Origin of the sequence: Nitratidesulfovibrio sp. (assembly GCF_040373385.1) — a bacterium.
Classification (GTDB): domain Bacteria; phylum Desulfobacterota; class Desulfovibrionia; order Desulfovibrionales; family Desulfovibrionaceae; genus Cupidesulfovibrio.
In genome coordinates this window covers 236,785-258,830 of the sequence record NZ_JBDXXH010000005.1, presented here as the reverse complement: position 1 = coordinate 258,830, position 22,046 = coordinate 236,785, and the positions used below count along the sequence as shown (strand labels likewise).

The following is a 22,046-nucleotide window of genomic DNA, read 5'->3' as shown; positions in this document are numbered from 1 at the left end:
AGGAACGCAGGAGTCTTCTTTGGTCTGATTCGGGCTATCTTTTCGCGACGCAGGATTTTTGTTCGCTGGCAAGGAGAACAAGCCTGTCATGAGGGAATATACTCTTTGGTATTTGACCGACATGACAGGCGAAGTTCAACGCGTTGCTCTCGATGTCCGTAAGGCTCGCAAGCTCGCCTAACGGCCACGCTTCGCGCCCTTCGGATCGGTCTGCCAGCGGACAAAAAGACAAGTCGCGATACATTAGGCGCTGCCAAGGCCCAGCTTAATGCCCATATACTGCAACCCCACGAAGATCAGCAGGATGCCGAACAAGAGGCGCAGGTAGCGGGTGTCCACCACGCAGCCCAGACGCCGCCCGAAGTTGGCCCCGCAGTAGCCGCCCATCATGGCGAACACGGCCAGTTGGTAGATGACGGTGTCGGCCACGCCGCGCACAATGAACTGCGAACTGATGTTGGCCACCTTGACGAAGTTGCCGGTGCCCACGGCCACCATCATGGGCAGGCCGAAGGCCGCGTGCAGCATGGGGGTGAACAGGAAGCCGCCGCCCACGCCGATGATGCCGGTAACGGCGGCGATGAAGAAGTTGCCGAAGGCCGGGTACAGGATGTTGGTGCGGTAGGGCACGCCGTTCCATTCGCCGCCAGCGTACAGCGGGCCCTGCTTTTCGGTGGCCACGAAGCCTGCGCCCTTGCCCGTGCCGGGGCGGAAGGCGCGCCACAGCATCCAGAACGCCGCGCCAAAGACCAGCACGGAGAAGTACATCTTCAGCTGTTCCGGGGTCATGCCCAGAGAAAGATACGCGCCCGCGCCCGCGCCCAGAAAGCCGGTGGCCATCATGGGAAAGGCCACCTTCATGTTGGGGGTCTTCTTGGACAGGTGCACCATGGCGGCCATCAGGCCGATGACGGCAGAGGCAAGGCTGTTGGTGCCCAGGGCCACCTTGACCGGCAGGCCCAGCCACAGGGTGTACAGGGGCACGGAGAACAGGCTGATGAACGCCCCCACCATGCCGCCCAGGAACCCGGCCACCATGCCCACGCCGATGCCCAGCACCGGCACCACGTTGACGGTGCCCCAGTTGGGGTGGCTCCAGGCCACGGTCCACGAGGGCGCAACCGATTCCTTGATCAGCGCCAGCAGCAGCACGGCGGTCAGCGCCCACAGGGCCATGTTGCCGGGGGTGCGTTCGCCCAGCACCGCCCGGATGCCCGTGAGAAACGGGGAACAGGTGACGTCGGCGTCCGCCGCTCCGTTTGCCGGGGCCGCGCCCGCCGCTGCGCCCGTGTTGTTCGTATCCGCCATTCCCGCCTCCCTTGCTGGTTGAAGTGCTTGTGTTGGTGAGTGTGTCCGCCTCGCCGGGGCTTCCGAAATCGGGCAGCCGGACGCGGACCATGCATCGTGAGCCATGGGAGTAGCGCGGAGGGGGGAAGGGTTCTATCGCGGGGACGATAAACGGAGGAAACATGACGAAACGGGGGTGAAAAAAGGCGACAGGGGGGCGGGACGAAACGTAAAAGCATGCACCGGCAGTGTGTTATGCACCGATGGAGAAGAACGGGACGGACCACACGCGCCCTGCCCTCCTGCTGACAACCCGCGCGCACCGGGATATGGGAAAAGCATCCCCGTCCCTGCCGCCCGCCCCGCGCTTGGAGAGCACACGCACGGATCACACCGGGCATCCACCACGGAATGCGGCGCCGCACGGGGAAGGAAGGTGCGCCGTGTTCGCCCTGCTGTTTCTGCAACGCCCCTGCGTGGGCTGCGGCTTCTGCTGCGCCAAGGCCCAGTGCCCGCCGGGCCGCGAGGCCTACGGCGACCGCCGCCGCTGCCCCGGCCTGTTCTGGGACGGGGCGCGCTACCGCTGCCGCCTGGTGATGACCGATGCGCAGGCCGCCGCCGTGTTGCAGGTGGGGGAAGGCTGCCGCCGCCCGCTGAACCGCTGGCGCAAGGATGTGCGGGAGCGGGTGAGGCCGTTGTGACGGTGGCCCCGCCCCTTCCGGTGCGGGGTTCGGCACGCGACCCAGCCCCCCCCCCGATTCGTCATCGTTCCCGGCCAGTCTCCACCAGCCCGGGCCAGTACACGCCCTCTCGAACGGCTTTGCTTCGGGCGCGGCGTGACGTATACCCTTTGCGCAGGTTGCCCCGACCCAGGCGCGCAGCCGGTGCCAGCTCGTGCGCACCCCCTTCGCGCCACTTCGCACCCAGTCGCGCCATCCCCTCACACCCAACCGCCAACCGGAACCAGCATGTCGCTCACCCAACGCCTCGGCCTTCGCGGCGAGCCCCTGTGGCTCATGGACGGCTCGGCCTTCATCTTCCGGGGCTTCTACGCCTACCAGAGCATGCAGCGTTCGGACGGGTTTCCCACCAACGCGCTGTTCATCGTCACCCGCATCCTGCTGCGCCTCCTGCGCGAGGAACGCCCCACGAATTTCTGCTTCGTGCTGGACGGCAAGGGACCGACCTTCCGGCACGAGCTGTTCCCGCCGTACAAGATGCAGCGCGCCGTGACGCCGGAACCGCTGGTGCAGCAGTTGGACCCCATCAAGCGCATGGTAAGGGCGCTGGGCCTCCCGCTGGTCGTGTCCGACGGGTGCGAGGCCGACGACTGCATCGCCTCGCTGGCGGCGCGCCACCGCAGCGAGCGGCCCGTGGTCATCGTGGGCACGGACAAGGACCTCAAGCAGTGCCTGCACGACAACGTGGTGCTGTGGGACCCGGCGGCCAAGGAAGAAAAGCTGGTCACGCTCAAGGACTTCACGGCGGAAACGGGCCTTGCGCCCGCCCGCTGGCCCGACTTTCAGGCGGTCATCGGCGATTCGTCGGACAACATTCCCGGCATCCCCGGCGTGGGCCCCAAGACGGCGGAAAAGATATTCAAGGACTTCGGATCGCTGGAAGACATCCGCGACCACGTGGGCGAACTGCCCGAAAAGCTGCGCGCCAAGTTCGAGCCGCATCTTGAAACCATGTTCCTGTACCGCCAGCTGACCACCCTGACCACCGACGCCTGCCCGGAAGTGACCCTGCCCGATCTGGCCGTGCGCCCGCTGGATCCGGCGGAGGCCGGGGCCATGCTGCGCGAATTCGAGCTGCGCCAGTTGACCCGCGAACTGTCCGGCATGATCGAGAACGGCAGCGTCACGTCCGCCCCGCGCTCCACCAGCCAGGTGCAGGCCAGCCTGTTCGGCGACGAGGGCCGCCGGGCCGACCCGGTGAACACCTGCCAGGACCCCGGCAAGCTGCCCGACTGCGAAGGCGTGGCCGCCGCCGTGGTGCCACTGTTCGACAACGGGGCCGTCATCGCCTACGCCGTGGCCGCCGGTGACTGCGAAAGCCGCTACTCCGGCCCGGTGGAGGCCCTTGCCCGCCACCTTTCCAAGGCCGCGCAGGTGGCCGCGCCCGACGTGAAGCACCTCTTGCGCACCGACCCGGCGTGGGGCGGCGTGGACCCGGCCCGCTGGTTCGACCTGGGGCTGGCCGCCTATCTACTGAACCCGGAAGAGCGCGACTACGGCTGGCCGCGTCTGGCCGCCCGCTGGGGCGACGAACTGGAACGTTCGTCCGGCAACCCCGGTCTGCTGGCGCTGGAAATGGCGGGCGCCCTGTCGGGCCGTCTGGCCGGGGCGCAACTTTCGCGCCTGATGCGCACGCTGGAAATGCCGCTGATCCCCGTGCTGGCCGACATGGAGGCCGCAGGCATCGCCGTGGACCTGGACGCCTTTGCCGCCTTTCTGCGCGAGGTGCAGGGCGAACTGGACCGCCTGACGCGCGACGTCTACAAGGCCGCCGGGGGCGAATTCAACATCCGCTCCTCGCAGCAGTTGGCCGAACTGCTGTTCGGCACGCTGGGCCTGCCCACGGGCGGCAAGACCAAGGGCGGCCAGACCTCCACCGCGCAGGACGTGCTGGAAAAGCTGTCCGGCCGCCATCCGGTGGTGGATGCCATCCTGGAATTCCGCAAGCTGGAGAAGCTGCGCTCCACCTATCTGGAACCGCTGCCCCGCCTTGTGGACGGCGCCGGGCGCATCCACACCACCTTCAACCAGCTGGCCACGGCCACCGGGCGGCTGTCGTCCAGCAACCCGAACCTGCAGAACATTCCCGTGCGGGGCGACCTTGGCCGCCGCATGCGCACCTGCTTCACCGCCGCGCCGGGCCTGCGCCTGGTGTCCGCCGACTATTCGCAGGTGGAACTGCGCGTGCTGGCCCACATGTCGCAAGACCCCACGCTGCTGGCCGCCTTCCGCGAGGGGGCGGACATCCACAGCCGCACCGCCAGCCTGTTGTACGACGTGGCGCAGGATCAGGTTTCCATCGACCAGCGCCGCAACGCCAAGACCATCAACTTCGGGCTCATCTACGGCATGGGGCCGCAGAAGCTGGCGCAGGAACTGCGCATCCCGCTCACCGAGGCCAAGGCGTTCATCGAGCGGTACTTCAGCAAGCTGCAAAAGCTGCGCGAATTCTACGACGAGGCGGAAACCACCGCCCGCGAACTGGGCTACGTGACCACCATGGCGGGCCGCCGCCGCCTGCTGCCGGAAATCCATTCCGAAAACACCCAGTTGAAGTCACAGGCCCGCCGCCAGGCCATCAATACCCTGATCCAGGGCAGCGCCGCCGACATCATCAAATTGGCCATGCTGGCCGCCCACGCCGACCCGGACCTGCGCGCGCTGAACGCCCGGCTCATCCTGCAGGTACACGACGAACTGCTGCTGGAAGTGCCCGCCGACAACGCCCCCGCCGCCGGCGAGCGCCTAGCCGCGCTCATGTCCGGCGTGCGCCCCGGCGGTGTTGCGCTGGATGTGCCCCTTGCCGTCGATTGGGGGCAGGGCGAGAACTGGGGCGTTGCACATTGACGTAATCTGTTGGAAGACATCACGTGGGGGAGAGGCGGGAAACTTTTGAAAAAGTTTCCCGCCTCTCCCCCACACCCCCTCTCCACCCTTCCAAACTTTTCAAATGGGGCTGACGCCACGGCGTTTGCCCTCACCATTAAAAAGTTTGGGGGGATGGGGGTACGGGGGAAGGAGACCCTTTCCAAAGGGTCCCTTCCCCCGCAACGCTTTCCTTATTTCATCAAAGGACCGCATGAAGACACTGATCCTGACACGCGGGGAAGAGCGCCGACTGCGCGTGGGGCACCTGTGGGTGTTCAGCAATGAAGTGGACGTGCAGCGCACGCCGCTCAAGGACTTTGCGCCGGGCGAGGCCGCCCTGGTCATGGACGACGGGGGCCGCTGCCTGGGCACGGCCTACGTGAACCCGGCCTCGCTGATCTGCGCCCGCATGGTGAGCCGCCGCGAGAACGAGCCGCTCAACGCGGACATGCTCAGAACGCGCATTGACCGCGCGCTGGCCTTGCGGCAGGCGCTGTTCGACACGCCGCACTACCGGCTGTGCTTCGGCGAGGGCGACATGCTGCCCGGCTTGGTGGTGGACCGCTACGGCGATACGCTGGTGGCCCAGATCACCACGGCGGGCATGGACGTGCAGACCGACGCGGTGGTTGCCGCGCTGGTGGAGGCCACCGGGGCCACCGGGGTGCTGCTGCGCAACGACACGGCCTCGCGCGAGTTGGAAGGGCTGACCCGCGAGGTGCGCGTGGCGTACGGCTCCGTGCCCGACACGGTGGAAATTTCCGAGAACGGCTGCACCTTCACCGTGCCGCTCACCGCCGGACAGAAGACCGGGTGGTTCTACGACCAGCGCGACAACCGTGCCTTTGCCGCCCGCTTCGCCAAGGGGCAGGACGTGCTGGACGTGTTCTGCTACGTGGGCAGCTTTGGCGCCACGGCGGCGCGCGCGGGCGCGGCCTCGGTAACGCTGGTGGATGCCTCCCTGCCTGCCGTCGAACTGGCGGTGGAAAACGTGAAAGCCAATGGTCGCGCGTACGGGCCGGGTGGTGTGGACGACGCCGACGGACTGGAAGGCGACGCCTTCGAGGCCATGACGGAACTGCGGCGCGAGGGCCGCAAGTTCGGCCTAGTCTGCCTGGACCCGCCCGCGTTCATCAAGCGCAAGAAGGACGCCAAGCAGGGTCTGACGGCCTACCAGCGGGCCAACGAACTGGCACTCGACCTGGTGGCCGATGGGGGTGTATTCGTCACCTGTTCCTGCTCGCAGCACCTCGACAGGGAAGAATTGCGCCGCGTGCTTACCCATGCCGCCGCAAAACGGAAGATGCAGGCCCAGATCATCGCACAGGGGCATCAGGGCGCGGACCATCCGGTACACCCGGCCATGGCCGAGACCGACTACCTGAAATCCTTCACCGCGCGGATATTCCGCGCCTGAACCGGAGACATTGCGGCATGCTCGACAAGCCCCGCCTGCTCACCCCCGGCCCCACACCCACGCCCGAACGGGTGCGGCTGGCCATGGCCCATGACATGATCCACCACCGCAAGCCCGCCTTCAAGGCCATCATGGCGGCGGTGCAGCCCAAGCTGCGCGATCTGTTCGGCACGGCCCAGCCGGTGCTGCCCATGGCCTGTTCCGGCTCGGGCGTCATGACCGCCGCCGTGCATGGCCTGTTCAAGCCGGGCGAGAAGGTCATCGTGGTCGAAGGCGGCAAGTTCGGCCAGCGCTGGCGCGAAATCGCCGCCGTGCGCGGCCTCTCCGTGGTTTCCGTGGTGGTGGACTGGGGCCGCCCGGTCACCCCGGCGGAAGTGGAAGCCGCCCTCGACGAACACCCGGACGCCGCTGGCGTGCTGGTGCAGGCGTCGGAAACGTCCACCGGCACCCTGCACCCGGTGCGCGAAATCGCCAGGCTCACCGCCGGGCGCGACACCCTGCTGGTGGTGGACGGCATCTCCGCCGTCAGCATCTCGCCCTGCCCCATGGACGAATGGGGCATCGACTGCCTGCTCACCGGCTCGCAAAAGGGGCTGATGCTGCCGCCGGGCCTGGCGCTCATCGCGCTGTCCGAGCGGGCCTGGCGCAAGGCGGACACCGTGCCGCCCTCGTGCTTCTATTTCAACTTCCGGGGCGAACTGGCCAACCAGGAAAAGCAGCAGACCCTGTTCACCACGCCGGTCAGCCTTATCATAGGGCTGAACGAAAGCCTGGACATGTTCCGCGAGGTGGGGCTGGACACCGTGTACCGCAAGCAGTGGGCGCTGACGCAGATGGCCCGGCGCGGGGTGGCGGCCATGGGCCTTGAGCCGCTGGTGAAGGAAGGCTACACATGGGGCCTGACCAGCGTGCTGCTGCCCGAGGGCGTACCCGCCACCGGCGTGCTGCGCGTGGCGGCGGAACGCTACGGGGTCATCATGGCCGCCGGGCAGGACCACCTGAAGGAACGCATCATCCGCATCGGCCACATGGGCTGGCTGGACTGGGCGGACCTGGCCGCCGGACTGCATGCCCTGGCCGAGGGCTTCCGGGCCTGCGGCGGGTACATCGGCACGCGCGACGTGCTGGAACAGGCCCTGGCCGCGTACCAGGCCGGACTGGCGGTTACGCCAGGCACGGAGATTTAGGAAATACGGGGAGGGGACCCTTTGGAAAGGGTCTCCCTCCCCGAACCCCTCCCCCCCAAACTTTTTGAGAGTTGGGGCTGCCATCATCTTTTGACTGGGGTGCAGGGGGCGTGCCCCTTGCCCGCCGGGGGCACCCAAAAGCCTGCCCGGCCCCCAAACGCGAGGATGTGACCATGACCGACAACGAACGCACCGGCTGCGGCTGCGCGGCTGGCGGGGACAAGGACAGCGGCAAGGGCGGCGCGCAGGACGGCGCGCCCCAAATGCCGCAGGTGACCTTTTCCACCTTCATCCTGTCGCTGGCCTCGTCGGCGCTGGTGCAACTGGGCGAAGTGCCCGACCCCGACACCGGGCGCACCAGCGAGAACCTGCTGATGGCCAAGCACACCATCGACGTGCTCACCATGCTGCAAGAGAAGACGCGCGGCTGCGCCGACGCGGACGAGGCGCGCCTGCTGGAAGGCGTGCTGTACGAACTGCGCATGAAGTACGTGGTGCACCGGAAGTAACCGCCGTATTCCACAGGTTCCCCAGATCACACAGATCCCACGGACCGCACGAACCCAACAGATCAAACAGCGCAAGGACCACGGCATGACGAGCATCCGCGCCGGCCTCGTGGGCGTTACCGGCTACACGGGCATGGAACTTACCCGCCTGCTGGCGGGCCACCCGAACATGCGCCTTGTGCGCGCCACCTCGCGCACCGAGGCGGGCCGCCCCCTGTCCGACATCTATCCCTTTTTGCGCGGGCTGCCCGGCGGCGACGTGGTCATGACCACGCCCGACCCGGACGACCTGGCCGCCAACTGTGACGTGGCCTTTCTGGCCGTGCCCCACGGGGCGGCCATGGAAATGGGCGCGACGCTGCGCGAACGCGGCCTGCGCGTGGTGGACCTTTCGGCGGACTTCCGCCTGCGCGACCCCGACGTGTACGAGGCCTGGTACAAGGTGCCCCACACCCGCCGGGCCGAACTGCCCCAGGCGGTGTACGGCCTGCCGGAACTGTACGGCGAGCAGGTGAAGAAGGCGGGGCTGGTGGCCAACCCGGGCTGCTACCCCACGGCCACCATCCTCGGCCTGTACGCGGCGCTGAAACACGGGCTGGTGGAAACCGGCGACATCGTGGTGGACGCCAAGTCCGGCGCCACCGGCGCGGGGCGCAAGGCCGCCGTGGGTACCCTGTTCTGCGAGGTGTCCGACACCTTCCGGGCGTACAACATCGGCAAGCACCGCCACACCCCGGAAATCGAGCAGGAACTGTCGGCCATCGCGGGCACGTCCATGGTGGTGTCGTTCAACCCGCATCTCTTGCCCATCAACCGGGGCATCCTGACCACCATCTATGCGAAGCTGGCAAAATCCGTCAGCCCGCAGGACGTGCAGGCCGCCTTCGAGCAGACCTGGCAGGGGTCGCGCTGGGTGCGCGTGCTGCCCGCCGGGCAACTGCCGGAAACCCGCCACGTGCGCGGCACCATGTTCTGCGACGTGGGCGTGGTGACGGACCAGCGCACGAATCGCCTGGTCATCCTGTCCGCCATCGACAACCTGTGCCGGGGCGCTTCCGGCCAGGCCGTGGCCAACGCCAACCTGATGTTCGGCCTGCCCGTGGAAACCGGGCTGATGCTGGCCCCGCTGATGCCGTAACGCGCGGCGCGGCAACCATCGTTCATGCAAGGGGGCGCTCCGGTACGGGGCGCCCCTTTTTGCGCCCGCGCGACGGGTAGCATCCGCGCGGATGCGCCCGGCAGCCTGCCTGTCTGCCTGCCTGTCGGGCAGCCTCCCGTCAGTCCGCTCACCAGGCACCACCCTGGCGCGCTCTCACCATCCGCCGTGCGTGGTCCCCTCTTCCCGACGCCGCCCGCGCGCATGATAATCATGGGCCACCATCCCCCGCCCTGCCATACACGGAACCATAGGGGGGAGCGTATATGAGTATCCGGCTGCGCATCCTGCTCGCCGTCCTCGGACAGGCGCTACTGGCCATGGCTCTTTGCACGGCGGTCATCGTCATTTCCAACCGCCAGGCCACCGATGGCATGGCGGTCAACCTGGCCGGGCGGCAGCGCATGCTCAGCCAGAAGATGACTAAAGAGGCGCTGGCCCTGCTGCATGGCGGCCCGGCCACGCTACGCCAATCCATCGCCAACCAGATCCGCGTGTTCGACCTCACGCTGACGGCCTTCATCGACGGCGGGCAGGCCCCGCTCACCCTGAAGGCAGACGGCCCCACGGGCCAGTTGCCCCCGCCCAGCGCCGTGGTACGCGGCCAATTGCTGACCGTGCGCGGCGAATGGCTGCGCCTGCGCGGCCTGGTGGAGGCCGCCCTTCCCGAAGGGGCGGCTCCGGCACCTGAAACGGCACCCGCCCTGCTGGCCGCCAGCGACGGCGTGCTGGACGCCATGAACAAGGCCGTCACCCTGATGCAGGGCGAATCGGAAAGCCGGGTGTCCACACTGCTGGTCAGCCAACTCGCCGGGTTGTGCCTGGCCCTGCTGCTGGGCACGGCGGCGGTGCTGGTGCTGCACCGCCAGGTCATCCGGCCATTGCACGACATCCGCGACTTCGCGCGGGAGCAGGCCCAGGGCGCCCGCTGCATGGACCTTGCGGGCAACTTCCACCGCGAACTGCGCGAGGTGGCCGACGCCCTGTGTGCCATGACCGCCAACCTCACCAAGGCGCTGGGCTTTGCCGAAGGCATTCTGCTCAGCATAGAGACACCCTACCTCGTGGTTGATACCGAAGAACGGGTCGTGCGATGCAACGCTGCCCTGCTCCAGTTGCTGGAGCACAACGGTGACCCCGCGCAATTTCAAGGGATTGGCGTTTCGGAATTCTTCTATGGCGAACCCGGTCGCCAGACCGTGGTGGGACAGGTGCTGCGCGACGGCAAGTCGGTATTGCAGGAGGTAGACCTGCACGCCCGGCGCGGCAGCGTGCGCAAGGTCAACGTTGCCGCCTCACAGTTGCGCAACACCCTCGACGGTTCCCTTATCGGGGCCATCTGCCTGTATTCCGACATCTCCGAACTGCGCCGGGCGGAAGCGGACGCCCAGGGCCGCAACGAGCGGCTGGCCCAGGCCGCCCGCGAGGCGGACGGCATTTCGCGCCAAGTGGTGGACGGCTCCGAATCGCTGGCCGAACGGGTGCGCGACGCGGCCCTGGGCGCGCAAACCCAGCGCGACCGGGTGGACGAGACCGCCACGGTCATGCAGGACGTCAGCGCCGCCGCCGTGGACGCCACCCGGCTGGCCGGGCGCGCCGCCGACGCGGCGGAAAAGGCCGTGGACGAGGCACGGGCCGGGTCGGACAAGGTGCGCCGCATGCGCGAGGCCATGCGCGGCGTGGTGGAGCGGTCGGAAGAATTGCGCGGCGGCATGCGCGAACTGGGCGGACAGGCGGAATCCATTGGCCGGGTGATGGCCGTCATCGCCGACATCGCCGACCAGACCAACCTGCTGGCGCTGAACGCCGCCATCGAGGCGGCACGGGCCGGTGACGCCGGGCGCGGCTTTGCCGTGGTGGCGGACGAGGTGCGCAAGCTGGCCGAAAAGACCATGCAGGCCACCAGCGAGGTGCACGCGGCCATCACCGCCATTCAGCACGGGGTGCGCGAAAGCATGAACCGGGTGGACGCATCGGGCGGGGCCATCGACGAAACCGCGCAATTGGCCGGTGAATCCAGCGAGGCGCTGGAGCGCATCGTGCATCTGGTGGGGGCCACCACCGACGAGGTGGGCTCCATTGCCGACGGGGCAGGCTTTCAGGCCGACCAGGCGGCCCGGGCGGCCATGGCCATCGACGTCATCCGCGAGGTGGCCGAGGGCATGGCCCAGGGCATGCACGAGGCGGCCAGCGCCGTGGACGGGCTGCGCCAGCAGGCCGACCGGTTGCAGGCGCTCATCGTGCAGATAACCGCCTGACCGCGCTTGGCGCGGCACTCGTCCATCGGCACGCGTCCATCGGCCCCCCCACGCCAGACCACGCACGAAACCCGCCGCGAACGAAACTGGCCGCAAAAGAGACCAACACCAACGAACCGGGGCGCCCCACTGGAGCGCCCCGGTTCTGTTCGCGACATGACGTGCAATGACGAAAGACGGAAGGTCCGGGATGCCGTGGACCAAAGGCCGGGTGACGCCGCGTCAGCGGCCCGGCGGTCAGGAAACGCCCAGCACCTGGCCGGGGTCGATGCCTGCCTCGCGCGGGTCCAGGCAGGCCACCACCTTCACGGCGGTCTGGCCGGAAAGGTCCAGCCTGCGCTGCTGGGCCGGGCGGCCCTTGGGGTCGCGCACCACGATCACTTCCGGCAGCAGCGGTTCGCGCGCGTTGGCCTTGCTGACCACGCCGCGCTGCCCGGTGTTCAGTTCCACCACGCTGCCCACGGGGTAGATGCCCAGGCACCGGATGAACCGTTCCACGAAGCCGGGGTGAAAATCCTGCCCGCGCATGCCGTACATCAGCCCCAGCGCCTTGTGCGGCAGCATGGCCGCCTTGTACACCCGGCGGCTGGTAAGGGCGTCGTACACGTCCACCACGGCCAGGATGCGGGCGATGATGCTGATTTCCTCGCCCTTGAGGCCGCGCGGGTAGCCGAGGCCGTTGTACTTCTCGTGGTGCTCCAGCATGCCCGCCAGCACCTCGTCGTACACCATGGGATTGTCACGCACCTGCTCCCACCCCAGTTCGGGGTGGCGCTTCATGACACTGAATTCGTCGGGCGTCAGGCGGCGCGGGCTGTTCAGGATGGCATCGGGCACGCGGGCCTTGCCGAGGTCGTGGAACAGACCGGCCAGGCCCACCCGGCTCAGGGTGATGTCGCCAAAGCCCAGGTGTCGCCCGAAGACCACAGCCAGCACGGCCACGTTGATGCAATGGGTGTAGGTGTATTCGTCCACCGAGCGCAGCTTGGAAAGGCCCAGCAGCGCGCTGGCGTTGCGGGTGACGCTGGTGAGGATGCCCTCGACCATGGGCTGGGCGGCCTGCACGTCCACAAAGCCGTCCTTGCGCATGACGTCCATGGCCTTGCGCGCGAAGCCCACGGAATCGTCGTACAGCGCGCGGGCCTGGGGCATTTCCTCGGCCAGGGCCACGGTGGGCGCCAGCGGGTCCTCGTCGCCAAGGTCGCGCGCCAGTTCGGCGGAAATGGCTTCTTCGTCGCTCAGGCCGTCGGTGCCGTCGCCCCCCAGCGAACGGCGCGTATCCACGAAGACCTCCATGAAGCCTTCGCGCTGGATGCGCAGCACGTCGCCCTCGGAACCGACGACCCCCACCTGGCTGTACAAGTACGGGTTCTCGAGCCACGACAGGCCCATGTCCACCACGTACATGCCGGGTTTGAGATCCCGCGTGGAGATCTTCTTGAGCACCGGTCCCTCCTTCTCTCCCCCTGCTGCCGCCGGTGCGGCGACCCTTTGCATCTACGTATATTCCCAGCAAAAAACAACTACTCGCATGGCGTTTCGGCTTCGGAAGGGCGTACGAATGAAGTGCCACCGCAACACCCTTTGGTGCAATGCAGGCTCCCCCCCATGTGACGGTACTCCCTTCCTGCGGCTCTGGGGGTATCACCACCTTGCCCGAGACCGCGGCACCTGCCATACTGAAATACCAGCTCCAGACCACATGGACGGGCCGCAGGCGCGCCACCGTCATGGATCACCGGACGGGCCGCCGAAGACGCCGCCGTCCACAGACCACAGGACGGGCCGAGGGTGCGCCACCGTCCACAGATCAACGGGACGGACCGCAGGCGCGCCACCGTCATGGATCACCGGACGGGCCGCAGGTGCGCCACCGTCCTTGCTCAACGCGCACGCGGGGCGGAGCCCGCACCCCCATGCAGGCCCAGAATCCCACGCAGCAGCCCACCATCTTCATCGCCCGGCAGCCCATCTTCGACGCATCGGGGGCGCTGTGGGGGCACGAACTGCTGTTCCGCGACAGCCCCAGCGGCCCCGCGCGCATCGACGACCCGGACGCGGCCACGGCCTCCGTCATCGCCGACGGCTACGCCATCGCCAGCGAGACCATACCCGGCACCACCCCCTTCCTGATCAACTTTCCCGAAGGCCTGCTGCTGTCCGGCGCGGCGGAAGTGCTGCCGCCGGACCGGTGCATCCCCGAAATCCTCGAAACGGTGCACCCCACGCCCGAACTGGTGGAGGCGTTGCGCACCCTGAAACGTGCGGGCTACCGGCTGGCCGTGGACGACTTCGTGGGGCAGGACCAGGCCCTGCCGCTGCTGGGGCTGGCGGACATCATCAAGGTGGACGTGCTGGGTGTGCCCCCGGCGGAACTGCCCGCGCTCACCACGGGACTGCGCAAGCGCCACCACGCCCTGCTGCTGGCGGAAAAGGTGGAAAGCGCGGCAATGTTCGGCCAGTGCCGCATGCTGGGCTACACCCTGTTCCAGGGCTACCACTTCGCGCGGCCGGTCATCGTGCCGGGGCGCACCCTGTCGTCGGCCCAGGCCTCGCGCCTGCACCTGATGCAATCGCTGACCGGAGAGGCCGACCCGCACAAGCTGGTACGCGCCGTGACCGTGGACCCCGGCCTGACCTATCGTCTGCTGCGGTACATCAACTCCGCATGGTTCGCCCTGCTGAAGGAAGTGACATCCATCCAGCACGCGGCATCGCTGCTGGGCTTCGAGACGCTGCGCAAGTGGCTGCTGGTGATTACCCTGGCCGACACGGCGGGCAGCGCCGCCCCGGCGGAGGTCATGCGGCTGGCCGTGACCCGCGCACGCTTCCTGGAACTGCTGTGCGGCCTGGTGCGCACCTGCTCCCACGCGCCGGAATCCATGTTCCTGCTCGGGCTGCTGTCGCAACTGGACGCGCTGCTGGGCATCCCCATGCCCGTCCTGCTGGCCCACCTGCCGCTGGACGCGGACTTTCGCGCCGCCCTTTCCGGCGAGCCTTCACCCATGCACGACGAACTGCACCTGGCCGTGCTGCTGGAACGCGGTGCCTGGGACGAGGCCCTGCCGCTGATGGCCAAGCTGGAATTTTCACCGGTGGACGTGGCCCGCAGCAGCATCGAGGCGCAAGTGTGGGCCAGCCGGATACTGAGTTAGCGGGGCACGGCAAACATCCCTCGGCTTCCGGCACGGGGGGGGGCGTTCGGGAACGCAAAAAGGGCACACCATCGGTGTGCCCCTTTTGCATTCAATACCTATGGAAGACGGTGCGTTAGCACCAGCCACTCCAAAAGGGTTTGGGTACCCTATGCAGAGTACCTACCCATCAGTCATACGCTGGTCGGTCACCCGCTTGGACTTGCCGAACGAACGCGGCAGCACGCCGGGGTCCACCACCTGCACGGCCACGCGGGCCATCAGCTTCTTGTGCAGGCGGTCGCCCACCTCGCGCGTGAGGCCCGCGTCGGCATCCGCCGTTGCGCCTTCCTGCCGTTCCACCTGCAACAGCATGGCGTCCCGGCCATCGGTGCGGGTGAGCTGGATGTGGTACTCGGACCCCAGCACCGGAAACTCGTGCAGCACGTCGGCGATCTGGCCGGGGTAGATGTTCACCCCCCGGAAGATGATCATGTCGTCCGAACGGCCAAGGATATGATCGTGCCGGGGAATGCACCGCCCGCACGAACACTGGCCGGGCAGCATGCGCGTCAGGTCGCGGGTGCGGTAGCGCACCAGCGGCGAGGCTTCCTTGCGCAGCGAGGTGACCACCATTTCGCCCACCTCGCCGGGGGCCACCGGTTGCAGGGTGGCCGGGTCCAGGATTTCGATGACGAACAGGTCGGCCCAGTAGTGCAGGCCCTCGCGCGCATCGCATTCCAGCCCGGTGCCGGGGCCGTACATTTCGGTCATGCCCGCGATGTCGTAGCTGCCCGTCAGGCCCAGCTTCTGCTCGAAGGCGGCGCGCATGCGCGGGCTGTGCGTTTCGGCGCCAAAGATCACCTTGCGCAGCTTCACCTTGTCCAGCAGGCCGTTGCGCTCCACTTCCTCTGCCATCAGCAGGGCCATGGAGGCCGTGGACCCCAGGCAGGTCACGCCCATGTCGACCAGCAATTGCAACTGCATCTCCAGATTGCCCGGCCCCACCGGCACGGTGAGCGCGCCGAACTTCTCGGACCCCAGCTGGAACCCGGCCCCCGCCGTCCACAGGCCGTAACCCACGGCGATCTGCACGCGGTCTTCGCGGGTAAGGCCAGCCAGTTCGTAGCAACGGGCCATTTGCAGGGCAAAGGTGTCCACGTCGTTCTGGGTGTAGGCCAGTATCTTGCGCTTGCCCGTGGTGCCCGACGAGGCGTGGATGCGCACCACGTCGCTCTCCGGCACGGACAGCAACGGCAGGGGATAGCCCTCGCGCAGGTCTTCCACGCTGGCGGTGGGCAGGCGCACGATATCGTCCAGGGTGCGGATGTCGTCGGGGTGCACGCCCGCCGCGTCAAACTTGGCCTTGTAGGCCGGGCAGTTGGCGTAGGCGTGGCGCACGGTCCAGCGCAGGCCCTCGGTCTGCACGCGGTGCAGGGTTTCCGGGTCGAGATGGGGCAGGAAGCGATGCTGCGACATGGAAGCGGACTCCTGGGGACGGCGGACTATGTGGGCGCGGCGCGGCAGCTGCGCGGCAACTGCGTGCGATCGAGCGTTAGCAACGGACCGGGCGGACCGGGCGGACCGGACGAAACTGGGCGAAAATGGGAGGAATCCGGCGGAGCCGGGCTGGCCGAGCGAGGCCGAACAGGGCTCCACACGGTGTTCCGGACTGCGTTCCGAACGGTATTCCATGCAGGCGGCGCGGCTTGTGCGGCGGCGCAAAAGCCTGTATCTGAGGCCCACGCGACGCACCGGCCAGCCCCCCCCTTTGCGCGGGGACACCGGCAACCCACCGGCAAGCCTCCGGTGATTTGCCGCAGGCTGCACCCCGACGGGGCAGGCGGCCCGTGGAAACCGGCACGACAACCGGCTGCCACAACCAGTCAGCATGACACCGGATTGCGCCGTCGCGCGGCGCCCGCATATTGTATACAATCCGGGGCGCTCCAGAGAGCTACCACGAATCCTCGCGGGGGAAAACCCCGGCCAGCCGCCGCGCGGCCCCCGCACCATCACCCCTTGCCGCATCAGGAGGCCCACAGTGCGGATACTCATCGTCGGATCCGGCGGGCGCGAACACGCCCTGGCCTGGAAGCTGCGCCAGAGCCCCCTCGTCAAGGACATCTACATCGCGCCCGGCAACGGCGGCACCGCCCTTGAAGGCACCAACGTGCCCATTTCCGATGGCGACCTGCCCGCGCTGGTGCGCTTTGCGCTGGACGAAAAGATCGACCTCGTGGTGCCCGGTCCGGAACTGCCGCTGGTGCTGGGCATCAAGGACGCCATGGTCGCGGCGGGCGTGCCCTGCTTCGGCCCCGACGCCTACGGCGCCCAACTGGAAGGCAGCAAGGCCTTCGCCAAGGAAATCATGCGCGCGGCGGGCGTGCCCACCGCCGCCTTCGGCGTGTTCGACGATGCCGATGCGGCCCGCGCGTACATCCGCCAGAACGGCGCGCCCGTGGTGGTCAAGGCCGACGGCCTGGCCGCAGGCAAGGGCGTGGTGGTGGCCCGCACCGTGGACGAGGCGCTGGACGCCGTGGACGACATGATGGTCAAGCGCGCCTTTGGCGACGCAGGCGACCGCGTGGTGGTGGAAAGCGCGCTGGCGGGCGAGGAAGCATCCTTCCTGTGCCTGTGCGACGGCGAAACGGTCATCCCCCTGCCCTCGGCGCAGGACCACAAGGCCGTGTTCGACAACGACCAAGGCCCCAACACCGGCGGCATGGGTGCCTACAGCCCCGCGCCGGTGCTGCCCGAATCGCGCTACGAGGAAATGATCGACCTCGTGATCCGCCCCGTGCTGCGCGAACTGATCAAGCGCGGCCACCCCTTCACCGGGGTGCTGTACGCGGGCCTGATGATGACCGCCGATGGCCCCATGGTGCTGGAATTCAACACCCGCTTCGGCGACCCGGAATGCCAGCCGCTGCTGATGCGCCTTGACGGCGACCTTGCCGCCATCATGGTGGCGGGTGCGCAGGGCCGCCTGCACGAAACCACCCTGCCCCTGAAGCGCGAAACCGCGCTGGGCGTGGTCGTGGCGGCCAAGGGCTACCCCGGCAGCTACGCCAAGGGCATGACCATTTCCGGCATCGATGATGCCGAGGCGCTGGGCCCGGTCAAGGTATTCCAGGCGGGCACCGAGCAGCGCGACGGCGTTGCCGTGTCGCGCGGCGGGCGCGTGCTGTGCGTCACCGCCCTTGGCGACACCCTGGCCGACGCGCAGGCGCTGGCGTACAAGGCCGTGGCGAAAGTGCGCATGGACAATGCCCACTACCGCAGCGACATCGGCGCCAAGGGGCTGAAGCGCGGGGGATAGCCCCGCGCGCGGGTAAATCTGCGGGGAAAGGCCGGGAGCGGCGAGCCGCCACCCGGCCCCGACCGATCAGGTCAGACCGATCGGGCCAGTCCGGCCAGGTCCCGCTGGCTTCGCCCGAAGCAGCCGGGGCCAAGCGGGCACGACCGAACCCGACCGATTCAGCACAAGCCGCACACGACGTTACCGGCATTGCCGCGCGTTTCGCCACGCCGTCCAACATGCCTGTCAGCCCTGAACCGGCACACGACGGCATGGAACGCCAGGTTACCGAACCCTTATCGACACCAGGAGACCAGCCATGACCTCCATGACCACCCCGGCCCAGGTTGCCGTTTTCATGGGCTCCGCCTCGGACGAACCCACCGTGAAGCCCTGCACCGAAGTGCTCGACAGCCTGGGCATTTCCTATCTGTTCACCGTCAGCTCCGCCCACCGCACCCCGGAACGCACCGAGGCGCTGGTGACCAGGCTGGAAGCCGAAGGCTGCCAGGTGTTCATCTGCGCGGCGGGCATGGCCGCCCATCTGGCCGGGGCCGTGGCCGCGCGCACCCAGAAGCCGGTCATCGGCATTCCCGTGGCGGCGTCCGCCCTTGGCGGCATGGACGCCCTGCTGGCCACGGTGCAGATGCCCCCCGGCTTCCCGGTGGCCACGGTGGCGCTGGACAAGGCAGGCGCGCGCAACGCCGCCTGGCTGGCCGCGCAAATCCTGGCCCTGGCCGATCCGGCCCTGTCGCAGCGCCTTGCCGCCGCCCGCGCCAAGATGAAGGCCGACGCCGAAAAAGCCGGGGAAGAACTGGAAGCGCGGTACCGGAAGTAGCCTGCTTTCGCCGCTCCCCGCGTGTGGGGTCAGCCTTGCACCTGAAGGGATGCGCACCATGCGCATCCTTTTTTCTTGACCATTCTGCGCACCATGCGCATCATACGTACATGCACAGCAGGGACGTCATCCGGTGCCTTCGCGCCGCAGGGTTCGAAGAGATGGGGAAGCGGGGCAGCCACCTCAAGCTGCGCCACCCGGACGGGCGCACGGTCATCATCCCCGAGCCCAAAAAGGATCTGCCCCTGGGCACCCTGCGCAGCATCGAACGGCAGTCCGGCGTACAACTGCGTGCCGCAACGGACAACAAGAGGTGAATACCATGCTCTACCCGGTCATCATCCACAAGGATGCGGGCAGCGCCTGTAGCGTGATCCTGCCCGACTTTCCCGGCTGCTTCACGGCGGGGGATACTCTGGAAGAAGCCCTCACCAACGCGCAGGAGGCCGTGGAACTGTATTTCGAGGGGGAACGCGACGCCGTGGCCCCTCCCCCTTCCCCCATCGATGCGGTGCTCGGCAGCGAGGATGCCCGCGACGGCGCCGTGCTGCTGGCGAATATCGACCTGTCCTTTCTGGATACGACATCGGTGCCGGTGAACATCACCATGCCCGTGCACATTCGCAACACCATCGACCGCGCTGCCAAGGCGCGCGGCATGAGCCGATCAGCGTTCATGGTGGAAAGCGCACTGCGTGCCGCCGGGCCGGGCAAGGCCGCAGGCGCGTAGCCCGCCCCCCCCCTCAACGCAATGACGGCCGCATCCCATCGGGACGCGGCCGTCATGCGTTATATCCGTTTCGGAAAGGAATCGACCCTTTGCCGTGGGGCAACCGGGAGGGGTTGCGAACCCGTCAAAACCTCTGGTGGCCGACACGTGGCTGCCCGACTTTTCGTGTCCGGGCCTCTCGTGTCCGGGCCTCTCGTGTCCGGGCCTCTCGTGTCTGGAGTCCTCGTGTCTGGTCCTCTCGCTGTCTGCCCCCGCAGGCCGTGGCCCTTTGGCCTGACCGGACGCCTGTTGGGGGGGGGCGATGCAATCGCTCGATGCTCCGTCCTGGCCCCGTGCCTCTCCACTCGGCTATCCTGATGGCGGCACATTCTGGGCAGGCACTCCGTCAATCCGGTGCGTACGCTCAGGCGTTGCCCACGGGCTCACCGTCGCGCAGCAGGTCGCGGTACACAATCTCGCTGATACGGATGACCTTCAGCCGATACTCGTCTTCTTCCGGGTGGCAGTGCGCGCAGCCGTCGGTGACGATCATGCAATGCTCGTCAAGATCGGCGGCGCGTACGCCCACGCCATGCAGTACCACGGTTGCGCGGCCATGTTCCCACATCACCGGCCTGCCGCAACGGGCGCATTCCACAAACATCAATTCAGGGTCATAGCCTTTCGGCTGCGATGGCACGTGGGGCTGCCGCTCAACAACGCGATCAATGCGGTCAATCTGGCGCATGGCGTTCCTCCCTGGCTTGTGCCCGGCTCGTGCCGAACCTTTTGATGGTCGCGGAATTGTTGGTCGTTCGTCCTCCCGATTGTTCCCGTGCAGCGCTCCATGGCAGGCGTTCGGCACCGTCCGTAAACCGGGCCGTCCACCTGTTCCACGCGCTATGCCTTTAACAGTAAGTTATGCGCGCGTCCGAAGCAACGCCTGCGCACCAGGTGCAACACGATAAATGTGGCCAGCGCCGTGGAGGCCACTATCATCAGCATGACCACTATCTGGTAGCGCACGGCGTCCGCCGGGTCCGCCCCGGCCATGATCTGGCCGGTCATCATGCCGGGTATGGACACCAGGCCCACGCCCATCATGGAATTTATGGCGGGAATCATGCCCGCGCGCAGTGCTTCGCGAAAGATGTCGGCGCTGGCCTCGTCCCTGTCCGCGCCAAGGCACAGGCGCATTTCCACCTCTGCCCGGTGGGCGCGCAGGTCGGCAAACAGCCGGTCCAGCGCCACGGCCAGCGCGTTCATGGAATTGCCCGCCACCATGCCCCCGATGGGGATGAAGTACTGCGGCTCCCACCACGGTTTGGCCCCGATGATCAGCCCCGTGACCACGAAGGTGACCAGAAAGAAGGTCACCTGCACCGCCAGCAGGGTGGGCATGAAGTAGTCCACGCTTTTCTCGCGCACCCGCCCCTTGACGATGCGCGCGGCGAACCATGTCATCACCATGTACATACCCACCACCAGCAGCGCCGATTGCAGGCCGAACAGGATGCGCAGCAGGTAGCCCATGGCGAACAACTGGACAAAGGTGCGCAGCGTGCCGATGGCCAGGTCGCGTTCCAGCTTCAGGTGGTGCACCAGCGACAGCGCGCCCGCCAGCAGCACGAACACCACGGCCACGGCCATCTGCCACGGGCCGATCTGGATGTAGGCCATGCCCAGCGGATCGTTCATGCGGCGTCTCCGGCGGCCATTGCGGCGGCCACTGCGGCGGCACCGGCAACATCGGAAGCCGCCACCGCCGCTTCCTGCACCCCGCCGTCCTGCACGCGCACGTTGCGCCAGGGGCGGCGCACCGGGCGGTAGGCCCCGTGGGTGACCATGAGCACGGTCACCCCGTCCTCGTTCAGTTCCTCGGTCAGGGCTTCCACCACCGCGCTGCTTTCCTGGTCCAGCGCGCTGGTGGGTTCGTCCATCAGCAGGGCTGCCGGGCGCAGCAGCATCGTGCGGATGATGCACACCCGCTGGCGCTGCCCCACGCTCAGCGACGCCGCAACAGCGTCCAGCCCCACCCCGGCCAGCCGGAAACGGGCCAGCCACCCGGCCAGTTCCGCGTCGTCGGGCGGGGTCAGTCCCTTGTTGGCGGCAAAGGTGAACGGCAGCAGCAGGTTGTCGCGCACCGTGCCTGCGCCCACCGTGGGGGTCTGCTGCACGAAGCCAAGGGCGCGACGCAGTTCCGCCGGTGGAATGTCCGCCACCGGTCGGCCCCCACATCGGACCACCCCTGCGTCTGCCTCTTCCAGCCGCACGGCAAGCCGCAGCAGGGTGGATTTGCCCGCGCCCGAAGGCCCGGTGAGCATGACGAAATCGCCGGGGTGCACCGCAAGGTTCACGTGGGCAAGGCCGGGGGGCCCTGCCTGCAAGGCAGGAGCGGAGGGCGCGACGGCGGACGTGACCACGGATGGCACGGCGGACGTGCCCACGGATGGCACGGCGGACGCCATGGGCTGCGCGGACGGCTTGGCCGCACCATTCCCCGTCGTGCCGGACGCATACGCGAACGACACGTCATCGAACTGAAGAAGTGGCTGCATGCCCCCAATCTACCGCCGGGCGCGCGGGGGTGTCATCAACTATCATCCGGGCCGATGGGCGCGCGCAGCCGCATGGTTGCCCGC

Annotated in this window: 18 protein-coding genes; 12 read left to right on the top strand and 6 right to left on the bottom strand. The window is 67.8% G+C overall.

The annotated features are described in order from the left end of the window. Positions 1–243: 243 nt before the first annotated feature. Positions 244–1,308, bottom strand: a complete 1,065-nt coding sequence (locus ABWO17_RS11360) for a sulfite exporter TauE/SafE family protein (protein WP_353118596.1) — start codon at positions 1,306–1,308, stop codon at positions 244–246. 422 nt (positions 1,309–1,730) lie between these two features. On the opposite strand from ABWO17_RS11360, the gene ABWO17_RS11355 reads away from it, so the two are divergent. From ABWO17_RS11355 to ABWO17_RS11325, 7 genes are all read left to right on the top strand, one after another. Then, positions 1,731–1,988 (top strand): hypothetical protein, encoded by a 258-nt coding sequence (locus ABWO17_RS11355; RefSeq protein WP_353118594.1) that lies wholly within the window; start codon positions 1,731–1,733, stop codon positions 1,986–1,988. 267 nt (positions 1,989–2,255) lie between these two features. Further along, on the top strand, positions 2,256–4,874 hold the full coding sequence (polA, locus tag ABWO17_RS11350; protein WP_353118592.1) for a DNA polymerase I: 2,619 nt from the start codon (positions 2,256–2,258) through the stop codon (positions 4,872–4,874). A gap of 232 nt (positions 4,875–5,106) precedes the next feature. Further along, positions 5,107–6,312 (top strand): class I SAM-dependent rRNA methyltransferase, encoded by a 1,206-nt coding sequence (locus tag ABWO17_RS11345; RefSeq protein WP_353118590.1) that lies wholly within the window; start codon positions 5,107–5,109, stop codon positions 6,310–6,312. A 17-nt stretch (positions 6,313–6,329) separates the two neighbouring features. Next, a complete protein-coding gene (locus tag ABWO17_RS11340; RefSeq protein ID WP_353118588.1) occupies positions 6,330–7,499 on the top strand; it encodes a pyridoxal-phosphate-dependent aminotransferase family protein in 1,170 nt (389 codons plus the stop codon). Positions 7,500–7,672: 173 nt separating this feature from the next. Beyond that, positions 7,673–8,008: a DUF1844 domain-containing protein gene (locus ABWO17_RS11335; protein WP_309540110.1), complete on the top strand. Its 336-nt coding sequence runs from the start codon at positions 7,673–7,675 to the stop codon at positions 8,006–8,008. Positions 8,009–8,093: 85 nt separating this feature from the next. Continuing rightward, the gene (gene argC, locus ABWO17_RS11330; RefSeq protein WP_353118586.1) at positions 8,094–9,146 is read left to right on the top strand and encodes an N-acetyl-gamma-glutamyl-phosphate reductase; all 1,053 of its coding nucleotides are present in this window, start codon (positions 8,094–8,096) and stop codon (positions 9,144–9,146) included. 284 nt (positions 9,147–9,430) lie between these two features. Further along, positions 9,431–11,422 (top strand): methyl-accepting chemotaxis protein, encoded by a 1,992-nt coding sequence (locus tag ABWO17_RS11325; protein ID WP_353118584.1) that lies wholly within the window; start codon positions 9,431–9,433, stop codon positions 11,420–11,422. Positions 11,423–11,659: 237 nt separating this feature from the next. On the opposite strand, the gene ABWO17_RS11320 is transcribed toward ABWO17_RS11325, so the two are convergent. Then, positions 11,660–12,868, bottom strand: a complete 1,209-nt coding sequence (locus ABWO17_RS11320; RefSeq protein WP_353118582.1) for an HD-GYP domain-containing protein — start codon at positions 12,866–12,868, stop codon at positions 11,660–11,662. A 470-nt stretch (positions 12,869–13,338) separates the two neighbouring features. Here ABWO17_RS11320 and ABWO17_RS11315 point away from each other — a divergent pair, with 470 nt between their 5' ends. Continuing rightward, positions 13,339–14,577, top strand: coding sequence for an EAL and HDOD domain-containing protein (locus tag ABWO17_RS11315; RefSeq protein ID WP_353118580.1), 1,239 nt, complete (start codon positions 13,339–13,341; stop codon positions 14,575–14,577). Positions 14,578–14,739: 162 nt separating this feature from the next. Here ABWO17_RS11315 and ABWO17_RS11310 read toward each other — a convergent pair whose 3' ends face one another. Beyond that, positions 14,740–16,035 carry a phenylacetate--CoA ligase gene (locus ABWO17_RS11310; RefSeq protein ID WP_353118579.1) on the bottom strand — a complete coding sequence of 432 codons (1,296 nt, stop codon included), beginning with the start codon at positions 16,033–16,035 and terminating at the stop codon, positions 14,740–14,742. 565 nt (positions 16,036–16,600) lie between these two features. On the opposite strand from ABWO17_RS11310, the gene purD reads away from it, so the two are divergent. The 4 genes from purD (at position 16,601) to ABWO17_RS11290 (ending at position 19,425) form a co-directional block, all read left to right on the top strand. After that, positions 16,601–17,878: a phosphoribosylamine--glycine ligase gene (gene purD, locus ABWO17_RS11305; RefSeq protein WP_353118577.1), complete on the top strand. Its 1,278-nt coding sequence runs from the start codon at positions 16,601–16,603 to the stop codon at positions 17,876–17,878. A 298-nt stretch (positions 17,879–18,176) separates the two neighbouring features. Beyond that, positions 18,177–18,695, top strand: a complete 519-nt coding sequence (gene purE / locus ABWO17_RS11300) for a 5-(carboxyamino)imidazole ribonucleotide mutase (RefSeq protein ID WP_353118575.1) — start codon at positions 18,177–18,179, stop codon at positions 18,693–18,695. A 110-nt stretch (positions 18,696–18,805) separates the two neighbouring features. Then, positions 18,806–19,012, top strand: coding sequence for a type II toxin-antitoxin system HicA family toxin (locus tag ABWO17_RS11295; RefSeq protein WP_353118573.1), 207 nt, complete (start codon positions 18,806–18,808; stop codon positions 19,010–19,012). A gap of 5 nt (positions 19,013–19,017) precedes the next feature. Further along, positions 19,018–19,425 (top strand): type II toxin-antitoxin system HicB family antitoxin, encoded by a 408-nt coding sequence (locus ABWO17_RS11290; protein WP_353118571.1) that lies wholly within the window; start codon positions 19,018–19,020, stop codon positions 19,423–19,425. A 403-nt stretch (positions 19,426–19,828) separates the two neighbouring features. On the opposite strand, the gene ABWO17_RS11285 is transcribed toward ABWO17_RS11290, so the two are convergent. The 3 genes from ABWO17_RS11285 to ABWO17_RS11275 form a co-directional block, all read right to left on the bottom strand. Then, positions 19,829–20,152, bottom strand: a complete 324-nt coding sequence (locus tag ABWO17_RS11285) for a hypothetical protein (RefSeq protein ID WP_353118569.1) — start codon at positions 20,150–20,152, stop codon at positions 19,829–19,831. 152 nt (positions 20,153–20,304) lie between these two features. Then, the gene (locus ABWO17_RS11280; RefSeq protein ID WP_353118567.1) at positions 20,305–21,102 is read right to left on the bottom strand and encodes an ABC transporter permease; all 798 of its coding nucleotides are present in this window, start codon (positions 21,100–21,102) and stop codon (positions 20,305–20,307) included. After that, positions 21,099–21,962 carry an ABC transporter ATP-binding protein gene (locus tag ABWO17_RS11275; RefSeq protein ID WP_353118565.1) on the bottom strand — a complete coding sequence of 288 codons (864 nt, stop codon included), beginning with the start codon at positions 21,960–21,962 and terminating at the stop codon, positions 21,099–21,101. The genes ABWO17_RS11280 and ABWO17_RS11275 overlap by 4 nt, the downstream gene beginning before the upstream one ends. Positions 21,963–22,046: the final 84 nt, after the last annotated feature.

Coding starts and splice junctions, on each gene's coding strand:
- ABWO17_RS11360 (WP_353118596.1), bottom strand. CDS start 1,308: ATGGCGGATACGAACAACACGGGCGCAGCGGCGGGCGCGGCCCCGGCA.
- polA (WP_353118592.1), top strand. CDS start 2,256: ATGTCGCTCACCCAACGCCTCGGCCTTCGCGGCGAGCCCCTGTGGCTC.
- ABWO17_RS11345 (WP_353118590.1), top strand. CDS start 5,107: ATGAAGACACTGATCCTGACACGCGGGGAAGAGCGCCGACTGCGCGTG.
- ABWO17_RS11340 (WP_353118588.1), top strand. CDS start 6,330: ATGCTCGACAAGCCCCGCCTGCTCACCCCCGGCCCCACACCCACGCCC.
- ABWO17_RS11335 (WP_309540110.1), top strand. CDS start 7,673: ATGACCGACAACGAACGCACCGGCTGCGGCTGCGCGGCTGGCGGGGAC.
- argC (WP_353118586.1), top strand. CDS start 8,094: ATGACGAGCATCCGCGCCGGCCTCGTGGGCGTTACCGGCTACACGGGC.
- ABWO17_RS11325 (WP_353118584.1), top strand. CDS start 9,431: ATGAGTATCCGGCTGCGCATCCTGCTCGCCGTCCTCGGACAGGCGCTA.
- ABWO17_RS11315 (WP_353118580.1), top strand. CDS start 13,339: ATGCAGGCCCAGAATCCCACGCAGCAGCCCACCATCTTCATCGCCCGG.
- ABWO17_RS11310 (WP_353118579.1), bottom strand. CDS start 16,035: ATGTCGCAGCATCGCTTCCTGCCCCATCTCGACCCGGAAACCCTGCAC.
- purE (WP_353118575.1), top strand. CDS start 18,177: ATGACCTCCATGACCACCCCGGCCCAGGTTGCCGTTTTCATGGGCTCC.
- ABWO17_RS11295 (WP_353118573.1), top strand. CDS start 18,806: ATGCACAGCAGGGACGTCATCCGGTGCCTTCGCGCCGCAGGGTTCGAA.
- ABWO17_RS11290 (WP_353118571.1), top strand. CDS start 19,018: ATGCTCTACCCGGTCATCATCCACAAGGATGCGGGCAGCGCCTGTAGC.
- ABWO17_RS11285 (WP_353118569.1), bottom strand. CDS start 20,152: ATGCGCCAGATTGACCGCATTGATCGCGTTGTTGAGCGGCAGCCCCAC.
- ABWO17_RS11280 (WP_353118567.1), bottom strand. CDS start 21,102: ATGAACGATCCGCTGGGCATGGCCTACATCCAGATCGGCCCGTGGCAG.
- ABWO17_RS11275 (WP_353118565.1), bottom strand. CDS start 21,962: ATGCAGCCACTTCTTCAGTTCGATGACGTGTCGTTCGCGTATGCGTCC.